Source organism: Pseudomonas sp. Root401 (assembly GCF_001425105.1).
Taxonomy (GTDB): Bacteria; Pseudomonadota; Gammaproteobacteria; order Pseudomonadales; family Pseudomonadaceae; genus Aquipseudomonas; species Aquipseudomonas brassicacearum.
Genome location: NZ_LMDO01000001.1, coordinates 760,069 through 775,511 on the forward strand (window position 1 = coordinate 760,069; position 15,443 = coordinate 775,511).

At 63.2% G+C, this 15,443-nt stretch carries 4 protein-coding genes and 1 pseudogene; all 5 read right to left on the minus strand.

Features of this window, described 5'->3' with window-relative positions; translation table 11 throughout:
- Positions 1–483 precede the first annotated feature (483 nt).
- Positions 484–1,644 (minus strand): FAD-dependent monooxygenase, encoded by a 1,161-nt coding sequence (locus ASC85_RS03125; RefSeq protein ID WP_057448205.1) that lies wholly within the window; start codon positions 1,642–1,644, stop codon positions 484–486.
- 86 nt (positions 1,645–1,730) lie between these two features.
- Positions 1,731–9,020, minus strand: coding sequence for an amino acid adenylation domain-containing protein (locus tag ASC85_RS03130; RefSeq protein ID WP_057448206.1), 7,290 nt, complete (start codon positions 9,018–9,020; stop codon positions 1,731–1,733).
- 104 nt (positions 9,021–9,124) lie between these two features.
- Positions 9,125–10,387 (minus strand): glycosyltransferase, encoded by a 1,263-nt coding sequence (locus ASC85_RS03135; RefSeq protein WP_057448207.1) that lies wholly within the window; start codon positions 10,385–10,387, stop codon positions 9,125–9,127.
- Positions 10,388–10,659: 272 nt separating this feature from the next.
- On the minus strand, positions 10,660–14,088 hold a 3,429-nt coding region (locus ASC85_RS03140), incomplete at its 5' end, for a condensation domain-containing protein (RefSeq protein WP_236712315.1).
- A gap of 1 nt (position 14,089) precedes the next feature.
- Positions 14,090–15,443 (minus strand): annotated as a pseudogene (locus ASC85_RS32900) (amino acid adenylation domain-containing protein); the annotation flags it as partial.

Here is a 15,443-nt window from a genome sequence, read left to right on the forward strand (position 1 = left end):
CTTGTGAACCTATTGACTTAAACGGTTTAGCCGGTAGGGCTATTAGGCGTTTCCATGTAGGAAAAGTCTGTAAGGGAAAACAGGGACATTCCGGGTCGGTCAGTGGGTGTTGGCTTGTGATACCTCCGAGCAAAAAAACACGTTGGACCAAAGGTTCTTCCCCTGGCAACGATTGCTGCGAGGCCAGGCTTTGGCGCGATTACAGGAAAAATATCCAGTTAAATCAAAAGGTTGTGTTCTTGGTCTGGTTTCGGGATGCCTGTTTTTTTCAGAATCATCAATGTGGGAAGTATCTGGCAGACATGTCCGGAACCTGGATTCCCATTATGGTGAAAACTTCTCATTTCTCGATTTTTCTGTCGGTATGTGTCGCTTTTTGTCTATATAGGAGTCGCTTTTTGTCATTGACGCTTTAGGGGGGCGACTAGCGGGAGGGGGGGCCACGCCGTCCAGCCCATGTCGCTCAGCGGCCGTTCGCGCGGTTCATGCGCAGGGCTTGAACGAGAGGATGTCGATGTTCTTTTTGCGCAAGCTGCTCTGCGGTGTCAGGCGCATATACCATTCTCGCAGCCAGCAGGCGAGGGTCGACTCGGCTTGCTCGATGCCGCTCATGAAGCGCGCGGCATTGACGATCCCGTTGGCCCGGGGGTGCCGATGGGCCTGGTAATGCAGCAGTGCGGTGCGCAGGTCCGGCGTTTGCGCCAATCGATCGGCCAATACCACGGCATCCTCGATCGCCTGTGCGGCACCTTGGCCCAGGCTGGGTAGCATGGGGTGAGCCGCATCGCCCAAGAGCACCACGTGTCCCTCGCAGAATTGCTCGACGGGATGGCGATCCCGGGCGTGCATTTTCAGTAGGGCACTCTCGGGGGTGGCCTCGATGACCGCCACCACTTCCGGCGCCCAGCCGGCATAGGCCGCAAGCACTTCCCGCTTGCTGATGTTCAAGGCGGCGTCCGCCGCGTTTTTGTGATTGCAGGTGCCCCACCAGTACGCTTGGCCGTCCCCGACATCGCAGAGCCCGAAGCGCTTGCCGCGTCCCCAGTAATGCGCCACGTAGCCTTCGGTCATGACCGGATGGCTGAAGGGCGCCACCGCCAGCCAGGCGACATAACCCGATGGGCGGGTTGGGGTTTGGCCGAGCATCTGCTGGCGAATCACCGAGTTCAGGCCATCGGCGCCAATCAACAGATCCGCTTCCTGGAGGCTGCCGTCTTCGAACCGTACCGCGACGCCATCGGGGCGCTGGTCATACCCCGTGCAGCGCAACCCGGTCGTCAAAGTGTCGGGTGCGAGCTGCTGCGCCAATGCACGTAGCAACAGTGGGCGCTGGATATTCACACTGGGATGGCCCAACTGTTCGCCGATCTCATGGATCGGCATGCGGGTGATGGCATCGCCCTGGTGTTTCTTGAAGAAGAAGTCGCGGATCACCTGGCCGGCCTGTTCCACCGGGACATGGGCGTCAATCGAGTGCAACGCCGCCATGGCATTGGCCATGACGGACAAACCGGTGCCACCGGTGCGCAGTGTCTGGGCCGCCTCGAAGACCCTGACCTGCCAACCCGCGCGCTGCAGCGCGATGGCGGCGGTCAGCCCGCCGATGCCGGCGCCGGCGACAATGGCTTTTCTGGGTGCTGTCATGTTGTTTCACCTGTATCGAGCCCGGAACGACCGGGCGATGGAGTCAAGCGGGGCCGTCAAACCGGCCCCGTGATCGGCGGTCATGGTTAAGCCAGTGCGCTCATGGATTCGGCGTTCCTGGCCCGGGCCAGATCCATCCGCGACCGGATGCATTGGCCCACTCGCTCGATGTGCGGCTCGCGCATCATGGTCAGATGGTCACCCTCCACGGCGACTCGCTGCACATGCGGCGCAATCGAGCGCCAGCCGCGGTACGGGTCACGGAAGGCGGTGCCCACCAGTTCATGAGGGGCTTGCAGCACATCGGGCAGCTCGACGTCCGCCGCGAACAGCGTGATAGGCAGGTCCAGGGGCGGGAAGCGATAGTCCAGCAGTCCTTGCCAGTTGGCATGGAACACCCGGAACAACTGATCGAGTGTCGCCAGGGTGATGGTCTCGTCGAAAATGCCCTGGTCGATGCCGTGCTGCCGGATCGCCGCGAAGGCCTGTGGGTCGTCCTGGGAGGAGAAGTCCAGGGCGTGGTAGGCGTACTCCTTCTGGCCGTCGCCGCTGAGCAGTTCCCACATGAACCAGTTCATGAACTCGCTGCGTTCTATCTGGACCTCGCCCTGCCTGACACGCACGATGGTGTCCAGCAAGAACACGTTATGCAGGCACCGTCCGCGCCGCTGCAACTCGCTCGCCAGCTCATACGCCACGACGCCGCCATAGGACCAGCCGCCGATATTCAGGGGGCCTTCAGGGGCGACCTGCTCGATGGCGTCCGCGTAGTACACCGCCTGGGCCTGCACCGATTGCAACGGTTCACGGGCATCCCAGGTCCCCGGCGCTTGCAGGGCATACAGGTGGACCTGGTCCTTGAGTACCCGCGCCAATGCCGCGTAGCAAAGCACATGCCCGCCGATGGGGTGGACCAAGAACAACGTCGGCCCGCGCGTGGCATTCTTGAAGTCCACCAGCGCGCCGGCGTCGGGGTGTCCGGTTTCGGTCTGTTGCAGCACTTGGGCGAATTCGGCGATGGTCGGCGCCTGGATAAAGTCCGACAGCGAAGGTTCCAGGCCTTGATGTTTGGCGAGCATGGCCACCAGTTGTACCGCCTTGAGCGAATTGCCCCCCAGCTCGAAGAAATTGTCGTGGATGCTGATGCTGTCCAGGTCCAACGTTTCCTGCCAGTAGGCCTGCAGCAGATCCTCCATGGCATTGCGCGGGCCCATGAGGGGGCGCTGCAAGGTGGTCTGGACTTGGATCTTCTGCAGGCGCTGACGGTCGATCTTGCCCGTGGGGCCAAGCGGTAGCTTCGCGATCCTGACCAATGAGGTCGGCACCATGTAGTCGGGCAGTGCCAGGCGCATTTGCGCCTTGAGTTGATTCAGGTCCGGCTCGCGGCCCGGCATGGCCTGGACGAATCCCACCAGGTAACGGCTGCCATCGGTTGCCGTCTTGTCGATGACCGCCACCTGCTGGATGTCGGCTCTGGACCGGACGGCGCCGAGCATGGCCACTTCGATCTCGCCGAGCTCGACGCGGTAGCCCCGGATCTTGACTTGGGCGTCGCTACGGCCCTGGTATACCAAGTCGCCCCCGGGCAGGTAGAAGCCGATGTCGCCGGTTTCATACAAGCGGCGGGTCTGGCCATCGAGCTGGCGATAGATAAAGCGTTCGTCGGTCAAGTCGGGGCGATTCCAGTAGCCATTGGCAAGGCAGGCGCCTTCGATGAACAGGTCGCCCATCACGCCGACCGGGCAAGGATTGCCCGTCGCGTCGAGGATATGCATGCGTACTCCGTCGATGGGCGTGCCGATCGGCGGCATGCTCGGCCAGCTTGCCGTGGGGCCTTCAAGTCGTAGGCTCGTGACCACATGGGCCTCGGTCGGGCCATAGTGGTTCTCGACCCGGCAATCGCCGAGGCGATCGATCAGGTCACGGATTTCGGCGGTGATTTTCAGTTGCTCGCCGGCGACGTTGATCTGGCGCAGCGAGGCGGGGTGGATACCCAGCTGTGTGGCGATTTCGGCCAAACCCTGGAAGGCGACGTAGGGCAGGAACAGGCGATTCACCGCATGCGCGTCAATAAACCTCAGCAAGCGGATGAAGTCATAGCGCAGCCCTTCGTCAATCATCACCAGCTCATGCCCGCTGGACAGGGTCGAGAAAATTTCCTGGAACGAAACGTCGAACGAGATGGGCGCGTATTGCAGCGTCTTCAGCCCACTGACGTCCTGTGCCTGCTGGCGGTTCTGCCAGAGGATCATATTGGTCAGGGCTTGGTGCGGCATGGCCACGCCCTTGGGACGGCCGGTCGAGCCCGAGGTGTAGAGCACGTAGGCGTTGTCTTCCCCTCTAACGCCTGCGGCAATGGTCGCTACCCGTTGGTGATCGTGGGCCAGGTTGTCGTCGAAGCCGGCCACTACGCTGTCCCAATGGCGCGTATCGACCTGGCCTGCCAGGGTCATCGCCAGGCTCGCCGAGGCATCGGCGAATAGCACCAGGCGCGGCTGCGAGTCTTCAAGAATCAGCTCGATGCGCTCGTTCGGATAGCTCAGGTCGATCGGAACGTACGCGGCACCGGCCTGTACGACACCGATCAAGGCGACGATCAGGTCGGGCGAGCGGGGCATCATGATCGCGACCCGATCCCCTTGTCCGATACCCTGCCGGTGCAACCAGCTCACCAGTTGGGCGCAAGCGTCCTGCAATTGGCGATAGGAAAGACGAGTCTGGCCAAGACTCACGGCGGTCTGCTCGCCATGGCGCGCGAAACCGTTCAGCAACAGGGTTGACAGGTTGTCGTGTGGCAAGATCGTAGCGGCTTCTGGTGTGGTTTGCTCCACGGACGGCAGCCAGGCCGGTATGGCCGGTTTAGCCTCAGGCGCGGCGATCATCAGTTCCAGCGTGCGCAGCAGGTAATCGGCATAGGCCTCGACCTGGCTCGTAGCGACTCGCGCGGTGCGGTAGTCCATCTTCAGCATCAGCAAACCGTTGGACGGGTGGCGGCCCAAGGTGGTCAGCAAATCGTAGTTGCTCGCTTCTGTCGTTTCCCAATCAATAAGGATCTCTTCGCCTTGGGCCAGCAGGTCCTTGAGCACGTAAAAGTCGACGTAATTGAACACCACGTTCAAGGCGACGTCGGTCTCGCGATGAATCAACGCGAATGGATAACGCCGATGGGCAAACACCTGCTGTTCCTGGGCCATTGCTGCCCGGATCATCTCCAGCCAGCTTTGACCCTGGTTGCTGAAACGTACCGGAAGGGTGTTGAGAAACAGGCCCAGGACCGAGGCGGCATCTTCGAAGGCCGGTCGGCCATGGCTGATCACGCCACACAGCACTTCCTTTTGGTTGGACATGATCGCTTGTGCGAAACCGTGGGCCGCCAGCAGGACCGCGCGCAATGGCAGGTCATGGGCCTGGCAGAACGCTTCGAGGCGGGCCAGGTCCGCGGCGGGTAGTTCCCGGTAGGCCGAGCGGTGCGGCGTCGGGTCCGGGGCCACGGCGTGAATCCAGCTGGTCATGGCGGCGGCGGGGGCCTCGTGCAAGTAGTCGCGCCAGAACTGGCGGTGGGTATCCGTTGCCGTGGCCTCTTGCTCCAGGACCACGAAGTCAGCCGGCGTGGTGCTCAGGGCAGGCAGTGCGTCGGTGCCAGGCGCCGAGGTGTAGAGCGTGATCAGGTCGCGCATCAAGGTGGCGACGCTCCAGCCGTCGAGAATCGCATGGTGGAAGCTGAAGACCAGGTCGATTTCGTCCTGCGCGACGAACACGCAGAACTGATACAGCGGTGCCCGTTGCCAATCTTCGCGGTAGCGCTTGCGTTCCTCCACGTAGGCGGCAATGGCCTGGGCCCGGGCCTCGGGACTCAGCGGGCGCGCATCGATGACGTGCACGGGAGGCTCGACTGTCGAGTGCACCCGGGCCATAGGCACTTCGGCGTGGCCGATATCGAACGACATACGCAAGGCCGGATGACGCCGGATCAAGGCGTCACAGGCCTGCTTCCAGGCCGGCGCATCCCAATGCAGGCGCAAGCGGTAGCGGAAGATGTCGTGATAGATCGCCGAGTCCGGGTGCATCATCGAGTGATAAATCATCCCGACTTGCAACTGCGAAGCGGCAAACACGTCATCGAACACGCCTTCGCTGGACAGGCGAATCGCCGGCGGAACCTGGGCGAAAGCTTTCACATGGGTCAGGGGTTCGCACTCGATTGCCGGCATTTTCCCGGCTTGCAGAACCTCGGCCAACTGGGCGATGGTCGGGTACTGGTAGACCTGTGCCAATGTCAGCGCAATGCCTTGTTCACGAGCATGGATCTGCAAATGGATGACTTTCAGGGAGTCACCACCCAACATGAAGTAGTTGTCGTGCACACCCAGCGTCGGGCGCTTGAGGTTTTCCCGCCAAAGCTCGGCGAGCGTCTGCTCCAGCGCCGTGCGTGGCGCTGTCGTATCGCTGCCCTGGATGGCTGTTGGCTCGGGCAGGGCTTTGCGGTCGAGCTTGCCGTTGACACTCAGCGGGAACTGCCCAAGCTCGACCAGGTGCCTGGGCACCATGTAGTCGGGCACTTGCTGGCGCAAGGTTTCCTGCAGCGCTTGCGGGGATGGCGAGCTTCCGGGCTCGCTCACCCAATAGGCGTTGAGGTAGGCATCACCGGCTTCCTGGCGGGCGATCACGACCACGTCCTTGACACCTTCACAGGCGAGCAGGTGGGCTTCGATCTCGCCCAATTCGATGCGCAGGCCACGAATCTTCACCTGGAAATCGTTGCGTCCGAGGTATTCGAGGCTGCCATCGGGCAGCCAGCGTCCGAGATCGCCGGTCTTGTACAGCCGGGCTCGGGGATCGCTGTGGAAGGGGTCTTGGATAAACCGTTCAGCGGTCAGTTCGGGACGGTTCAGGTAACCCCGCGCGACGCCGATGCCACCGATGTGCAGCTCGCCGGCCACACCCGGCGGCAGCAGTTGCAGGTTCGCATCGAGGACGTGCATCTGGATATTGGCGATCGGCCGGCCGATCGGGACGATGCTGGCGTGCGCATCGGGCTGGCAATGCCATGCCGTCACGTCAATGGCCGCTTCGGTGGGACCGTAGAGGTTGTGCAGTTGCACCATTGGCAAGCGTTCGAAAAAGCGCGCCTGCACGGAATGGGGCAAGGCCTCGCCGCTGCACAGCACCTGCTTGAGTGTCGTCAGGCGCTGCGGTTCAACCTGGTCGAGGAAGACCTGCAACATCGACGGGACAAAATGCAACAGTGTGATGCCGGCGCTTGCCATGATGTCCATCAAGTAGCGCGGGTCCTTGTGCCCGTCGGGGGCGGCGACGATCAACTGTGCGCCGCTGAGCAATGGCAGGAAAAACTCCCAGACCGATACATCGAAACTGAACGGGGTCTTTTGCAGGATCCGGCTGTGTTCATCGATCCCATAGGCATCGCGGGCCCAGAGCAAGCGATTGACGACTCCGTCGTGCTGGTTCATCACACCCTTGGGCAAACCGGTGGAGCCCGAGGTGTAGATCACGTAGGCCAAGTGCCGAGGCGTCAGGCCGAGCGCAGCGGCGTCCGGGTTGTGTTCCGGTTGTCGAGACAGCGCTTCAGGCTCGGCATCCAGGCACAGTACGGGTATCGTCACGGCGGGCAGGCTCGCCAATAATTCGTGGCTTGTGACCAGGGCACTGGGCGCGCTGTCGCTGAGCATGTGGCGCAAGCGATCGGCCGGATAGCCTGGGTCCAGCGGCACGTAGGCGGCCCCCGCCTTGAGAATGCCCAGCAAGCCGACCACCATTTCCAGGCTGCGGTCCATGCAGATGGCCACGCGGTCGTCCCGACCCAGCCCGCTTTCCAGCAGGGCGTGGGCTAGGCGATTGGCCCGGCGGTTCAGTGCGTCGTAAGTCAGCGCCTGGTCCGCGAAGCGCACCGCGATCGCTTCGGGGCGCGCGACGACCTGGGCTTCGATCAATTGATGGAGCAGCACATCCTTGGGGTAGTCGACGTCAGTGCGATTCCATTCCTGCAGCATCTGATGCTCGGTGGGCGGCAGCGGGTCGAGGGCGGCGACAGACACGTCGAAATCAGCGGCCACGCACGCCAGGATGTGCATGAAGCGTTGTTGCAAAGCCTCGATCTGCGGCGCGTCGAAATAGGCCTCGTTGTAGATGAAGTGCATCCACACATCGTCTTGCGGCGCGGACTCACGCACGTGCATCGCCAATGGCATCTGTTCGTAGCCATTGCTGAGCTTGACCGGCTGTGCCGACGCTGGCCCGTACCAGGTGTCCTGGTCCTGTTCGTAGGACACCACCACGTCGAACAACTGGCGCCGGCCCTGGTTCTGCAAGCCGAGTTCGCGGTTGAGCTCGCTCAGCGGAAAGCGTTGGTAGCGGTAATCCTGCTTGAGCGTCAGGGCGATCTTGCCGACCAGCTCGCTGAAACTCAGGTCGGTGCCCAGGCTCAAGCGTACCGGACTCATGCCGACGAACAAGCCCATCGTGGCCTTGTGTGCGGCATTGGCGCGGTTGAGGATGGGCAGGCCGATGACGATTTCATCCCGTTGCTCGGTGCGCGCAAAGTAGCTGTACAGCGCGCCGAGCATAACGTGGAAGACCGTCGCCTGGCCCGCGGCCTTCGCGTTATCGCCAAGACGGTTGTAAAGCGCCCGGGGCAAGCGCCAGGCATGGTTCTGGCTGGGCGCCAGGCGCTGGTCGAATCGACCCGGGTGACGTGGCGTGAGCAGGGGCTCGGGCAGCGTGCGGTATTTCTCCAGCCAGTATTGGCGTTGGCGCTGGAACGAAGTCGAGTCTTTGTTGGCGGCTTGCTGCTCGACATAGGCTTGGTAGGTCGGTGCCGTTGCCACGTTTTGCGCCTGGTCGTGCAGTGCGGTATAGGCCTGACTGACTGCTCGGCCGATCATGGCGAAGGACCAGCCATCGATGATCAGGTGATGGCAATTGACGAAGCAGTAGTGCAGGTTTTCCCGGAGCTTGACCAGGTCCGCGCGCATCAGCAGCCCATCGTCAAAGGAAAACGGGGTTTGCAGCTTGGCCTGCAGCAAGGCCAATGCGCTGGCCTCTGGATCGGCATGCCCCGACACGTCGTGTACCGCCAGCGGGACGTCGACCGGCCCCAGGAAGCGTTGGCGCGGCAGCGGGTGCTCGCTGGAGCCGGGCACCAGCTGGATCCGCAGGGCATCGTGGCCGTTGACGACCTGATTGAAGGCCGCCTGTAATAGCGTGGCGTCGATCGCGCCGTTGATGCGCGCATAGCCGCCGATGTTGTACAGCGGACTGTCGGCATGCAGCACCTGGTCCAGCCAGATATCCAGTTGCGGGGTGGTGAGGGGGTAAAGTACGCGTTCTGCGCTCGATGCGGGCAGGGTCTGGGTCATGGTGTTCTCCGTGGGCCGATCCGCTGGCCCGATGAAACAAATAAAAAATAGGCCGTGAGGCCAGGCCATTGGCAGCGCAGAGTCAATCGTCAATCAATTCGTGATTACGCGACGCGGGAGGTGTCGGAGCGGGCGAGCGCCTCTATGTGCAACGCCGCCGCTTCGCAGGCGCTGTCGCCACTGGGCATTAGCTTGCGATAGCGCTCACAACGGGCGCGCACCTCTTGGCTGCTCAACACCTTGTCGAGGGCGGCGGTCAGCGACTCGCCGGTGGCCGGAGGAAAAACCCGCAAGCCGCAGCCCAGGCGCTCCATTCGCGCGGCATTGTCGAACTGGTCGTGGGCGAATGGCGTGGCGATCTGCGGCACCCCGGCGGCGAATGCCTGGGCCGTGGTCCCGACGCCCGCATGGTGCACCAAGGCCGAACAGTGGGGCAGGATGCGACTCATCGGTACGTAGCGGCGTACCAGGATCCTGCCGTCAGTGAGCAACGCTGGGTCTACCGGTTGGCTGGTCAGGAATACGCCACGGCGATTGATCGATTTCAACGCTTGAGCCGCTGCGGCGAAATAATGGTCGGCGTCGACGGTGGTCGAGCCCGGAGTAAACACCACCGGCGAGGCCTCGTTCAGGAAGTCTTCGAGCTGGGCATCCGGCTCCTGGAAACCTGAATCATCGAATAACGGGAACCCGGTCAGTACGGCCTGGGCAGGCCAGTCCTGCTGTACCGGGGCGTACCAATCGGCAAACAACCCCAGCACCCGGTCGGGAGAGGAGATCCACTGGCTGATAATGCGCTTGACCGGCGGCATGCCCAATTCACGGCGGAAGCTGTCGAACTCCGGCTTCATGGTCCGATCGAGAACGGTGTGCTCGACGGCGCTCATGATCAGGCGTCTCAGGGGGTACGGCACAAAGCCCGGCAGGTTTCTTCCCGGTGAGTTGATGGGTTGTGCACGGGGCGACCAGATGCCGGACGGCGTGACCTGACCCGTGACCAGGGGAATGCCGTATCTTTCCTGCAACAGGCGGGCGGAAAACGCCCACAACGAACCGAGCATGACGGTTTGGTCATCACACGCTTGCTCCAGCAGTCGATACTGGTCGCGCAACGTGCCGGCGATGGTTTTCCAGAGGGTCGGCAGCGATGTCTTTGGGTGCCACAGCGCCGGGTCGGCCATGACGGCCTGATATTCTTCGCGGGTACCCAAGGGTAGGAAAGTGAAACCGCAGCGCTCGATCACCGGGGCAAATGCCGCGCTGGCGCAAAAGGTTATCCGATGGCCGCGTGCCTGGAGTGTGCGACCGATCCCTATAAAGGGATGAACGTCACCGGCTGAACCGATGGCGGTAATGATGACATGCATAAAGGCTCCCTTTAGGTTGATCATGCGGAGTGAACAGGCCTGATCGGCGGCGGAATCGAACAGCGTCTGCGGAGTCCATCCACAAGACACGATCCAGCTTGAAGGGGTATTAGGCGTTTGCAGGTCGGAAAAGTCTGTAGCGGAAAGCAGGGACATTCCAGCCCGCAGATCCGCAGTGAAACCTGTGGGAGCGAGCCTGCTCGCGATGGCGATGGGTCACCTTCCACATCTCGGGCTGTCCAGCGAATCGCTCGCGGGACAGCCCGGGGCTGTTATGACTCCGTGACGGCTTTCAAAGCCTGGGAAATCGCTTCACCCAGCTTGGCCACATGGGGTGCCTTGACCAGTGTGTTGTGGGTGCCGGGCAGTGCCGTCACGCTCACCTGATCGGCCAGCAACCCACGCCAGCCCAGGGTCGGGTCGCTGCGTTGCTGTTCGCTCGCGGTGAACAGCGACACCTTGAGCGGGCTGGGTGGGCTGACGTAGGCGCCGATGGCCAGTCGCATCCGATAAGCCACTTCCAGATGAATGCGCAGCAGGGCGGCGTCGATGTCGTGGGGCAACTCCTCCGGTAGCAGGCGATGGGTCATGCACAGCGCCAGCATCGCTTCGATGGCGGCGTGTTCCGCCAGCGCCGTCAGTTGCCGAAGCAGATCAGGATCGATCCCCTCGGGCAGCCAGGCCATCAGGAACTGCGCTTCACTGATCGATTGCTCAGGCATCGGATCCGGGCGGGCCGAGGCATCGATGATGCCAAGGAACTCTACAACTTCACCACCGGCCTGTAGTTGCCGCGCCATTTCATAGGCGATCAGGCCACCGGCCGACCAACCGGCGATTCGGTACGGACCTTGCGGCTGGACCTGGCGGATGGCCGTCAGGTAACGCGTCGCAATGGCCGGTACATCGGACAACGGTGCCTCGCCTGCCACCAAGCCACTGGCGGCCAAGCCATAGACCGGTACCTGGGGATCGAGCACCGGGGCCAGATCCCGCGCATATTGCACCTCACCGCCCAGAGGATGGACCAGATACAACGGCCGCTGGGAACCGGTACGGCGGATCGGCACCAGATTGCGCTGGGCGCCGGGCCGTGACTGGCCATCGAGGGTTCGGGCGAAACCGGCGATGGTCGGCTCGACGAACAGGTCGCGCACGGCGATCGGTTTACCGAGGACTTTGCGCAGGCGAGAGGCCATTTGCACCGCCATCAGCGAAATGCCGCCGAGGCTGAAGAAGTCGTCATGGCGGCTGATCCGCTCCTGTTTGAACAGGTCCCGCCAGAGGGCCGCGATGGCGATCTCGGTGTCGCCTTGAGGCGCTTCGTAAGGCAACGGCGCAGGGCCGTCTTCGACGATGGCGGGCTGGACGATGGCCTTCGCCGAGCGCACCAGCGGCGGGGTGTTCTGCAACAACTGGCTGATGGACTGCTGTGGATCGCTCACCAGGTTTTCCAAGACCCTGGCAAAGAGTCCGGCGATGTTCTGCACGGTGGCAACGTCGAACAGGTCGTTGGCGTATTGCAGGCTGCCACCGATGCGCTCGCCATTGTCGATCAGGGACAGTGACAGGTCGAACTGCGTGGTGTTATGCGGGCTTGCCAGGGTTTGCACCGCAAGCCCAGGCAATTGCAGCGGCGCCGGCGGTGTGTTGTCCAGGCTCAACATCACCTGGAACAACGGGCTGTGGCTCATGCTCCGTGTCGGTTGCACGGCACTCACCACCTGTTCGAAAGGCAGGTCCTGGTGATTGTAGGCGGCCAGGGTCAGGTCCTTGATTCGCACCAGCAGTTCGTCGACGCGAGTGTCTTGCTTGGTGGTGACTCTCAACGCCAGGGTGTTGGCGAAGAAACCGATCAACGCTTCCAGCTCCGGCCGCTGACGGTTGGCCACCGGCGTGCCGACCACCACATCGTGTTGGCCGCTCAGATGGCTCATCAACACCGACCAGCCCGCCAGCAGGACCATGAACAACGTGGTGCCCCGGGCTTGGCTGAACGCGCGCAGGTCGGCGCTGAGGGCTGGCGAAAAGCTGCACTCGATGATGCCGCCTGTATAACGCTGGATTGCCGGGCGCGGACGATCCAGCGGCAGGTTCAGCAGCACGGGCGCGCCTTCCAGGTGTTGCCGCCAGAAGTCGATTTGCGCTTGCAGCGCCGGGCCTTCAAGGGATTGTCGTTGCCAGGCGGCATAGTCCACGTATTGCAACGCCAGGGGCGGCAACGGGTCTTTCTGGCCTTGGGTGAAGGCGTTGTAGAGCACGCTGACCTCGCGGGCCAGCACGCTGTTGGACCAACCGTCGGAAACGATGTGATGCAAGGTGATGAACAGTACATGTTCATCATCGGCCAATTGCACCAGGTGGCCGCGCAGCAGAGGTCCGCTGTGCAAGTCGAACAACTGGGTGGCGTTGATCTGGCCGAGGTGTTCGAGCGTGGCCTGGCGTTCAGCGGGGGCGACGGCGCGCAGGTCCTGTTGCTCCAGCCGGAAGCCGTAGTCGGCCGGCGCGATTTTTTGCAAGGGCTCGTCGTCCACCAGCTCGAACCGCGTGCGCAAGGTTTCATGACGCGCCACCAGGCGGTCGAGGGTCGCTTGCAACGCCGTTTTGTCCAGCGTTCCCTTCAGGCTCAAGACCAGCGGCAGGTGATAGGCCGCGCCCGCCGCGTGGTCCAGGTGATCAAGGAACCACAACCGCTGTTGCGAGAAGGACAGCGGCAGGCGTCCGGCGCGATTGGCCAAGGGAATCGACACGGCCTCGGTGGGTGAGGCCGCGTGTACCAGGGCGGCGAGGCCACGCACGGTCGGCGCGTCGAACAGTTCGCGCAGGGTAACCCGCGCGCCCAGCTTGCGGCGCAGCCGCGACAGCAATTGCACCGCCAGCAGCGAGTGGCCGCCGAGTTCGAGGAAACCGTCATGGCGGCCGACCTGATCCAGGTGCAGCAAACCTTTCCAGATCTCGGCAATGGCGATTTCGGTGTCGCCCTGGGGCGCCTCGTAGGTTTTGCTGGCCAGCGAATCCTGGCCGGGGGCCGGCAGGGCGCGACGGTCGAGCTTGCCGTTGGCGGTCAGGGGCAGGGCATCGAGGTGGACGAAGGCGCTGGGCACCATGTACTCCGGCAGGCCGCTCAACAACGCGCCGCGCAGCTGCTCGGCCGGGACCGGTTCGCCGCAGACATAGGCGACCAGTCGCTTGCTGTCCGAATCGCCTTGGCTGTCCTCCCGTGCGATCACCACGGCCTCGCGGATACCCGGGTAGGCCACCAGGGCGTTTTCAATCTCCCCCAACTCGATGCGGAAGCCACGGATCTTCACCTGGAAGTCATTGCGCCCCAGGTATTCCAGCGTGCCGTCGGCCAGCCARCGRCCGAGGTCACCGGTCTTGTACAGCCGTGCGTTCGGCTCGCTGCTGAACGGATCGACGACGAAACGCTCGGCGCTCAGCTCCGGTCGGTTCAGGTAACCCCGGGCTACGCCGGCGCCACCGATGTGCAGTTCACCGGCCACGCCCAACGGCGTCGGTTCGCCGCGGGGATCGAGCACGTGCACCTGGACGTTGGCAATCGGCCGGCCAATGCTCGGGCGTTCGCCCAGGTCGCGGATCAAGTCGATGGTGGCGTCCACCGTGCATTCGGTCGGGCCGTACATGTTGTAGAAACGGATGCTCGGACAGTCGCGCAGTTTCGTCCAGGTCGCGGCATTGATNCCGAGGTCACCGGTCTTGTACAGCCGTGCGTTCGGCTCGCTGCTGAACGGATCGACGACGAAACGCTCGGCGCTCAGCTCCGGTCGGTTCAGGTAACCCCGGGCCACGCCGGCGCCACCGATGTGCAGTTCACCGGCCACGCCCAAGGGCGTCGGTTCGCCGCGGGCATCGAGCACGTGCACCTGGACGTTGGCAATCGGCCGGCCAATGCTCGGACGTTCGCCAAGGTCGCGGATCAGGTCGATGGTGGCGTCCACCGTGCATTCGGTCGGGCCGTACATGTTGTAGAAACGGATGCTCGGACAGTCGCGCAGTTTCGTCCAGGTCGCGGCATTGATSGCCTCGCCACCGAGCAGCACGCTCACCGGCTGGTAGCGGCTGCGTTCGAGCAGGCCGGCGGCGAGCAGGGTGTCCAGTTGCGATGGCGTGGAGTCGAAGGCGTGCACCTGATGCTGTTCGAGGAAGTCCAGCAACTCGTGGCCGCTGGCGCGGATCAGTTGCGGGATGATCACCAGCCGGTGGCCGGAGAACAGCTGCGAGATGCCCTTGATCGACATGTCGAAGAAGAACCCGGCGTTCAGGGCCACGGTGGCCGGGCTCGGGCAATGCTGGTGGGTGGTGCGGGTCAGCACTTGCCAGAAGTTGAACACCGAACGGTGCTCGACCATCACGCCTTTGGACTGGCCGGTGGAACCGGAGGTGTAGATCACATAGGCCAGGTGCTCGGCGGTGAGGTCTTTTATCTGYGGGTTGATGTCAAACSCAGCGTCATTYGCCGCCTGCAACGAGTCCTGACTATCGAGCAACAACACGGGCAAATCCCCGGTCGGCAAGGACAAGGTCGACTGGGTCAACAGCGCCCGTGGCTGGCTGTCCTGCAGCATGAAGGCCATGCGTTCGGCGGGGTGAGCCGGGTCGATGGGCACGTAGGCGGCGCCGGCCTTGAGCACGCCGAGCAGGCCGACGATCATGTCCAGGCTGCGCTCGGCACAGACGGCCACGCGCTGGTCGGGYTCGACGCCGAGGGCGAGCAACTGCCGGGCCAGGTGGTTGGCGCGGCGATTGAGCTGGCGATAGGTCAGTTGCTGCTGTTCGCAGACCAGGGCCACGGCGYCGGGGTTGGCCTGGACYTGGSTTTCGAACAGGTGATGGATCGGTTGCGCGGTGCCGAAGTCGCTGGTGGTGCGGTTGAAGTCCGTCAGCAGCAATTGCCGCTCGCTGGCGGGCAGCACGTCCAGCTGGCTGGCAAGGCGTTCCGGGGCGTGTTCAAGGGCGTCGACCAAGGTGGCCACCGCCTGGGCCAGGTAAGCGGCGATGCGTTGCGGGTCGATGCCGGTGATGGATTGGGCGGTCA

Coding starts and splice junctions, on each gene's coding strand:
- ASC85_RS03125 (WP_057448205.1), bottom strand. CDS start 1,644: ATGACAGCACCCAGAAAAGCCATTGTCGCCGGCGCCGGCATCGGCGGG.
- ASC85_RS03130 (WP_057448206.1), bottom strand. CDS start 9,020: ATGACCCAGACCCTGCCCGCATCGAGCGCAGAACGCGTACTTTACCCC.
- ASC85_RS03135 (WP_057448207.1), bottom strand. CDS start 10,387: ATGCATGTCATCATTACCGCCATCGGTTCAGCCGGTGACGTTCATCCC.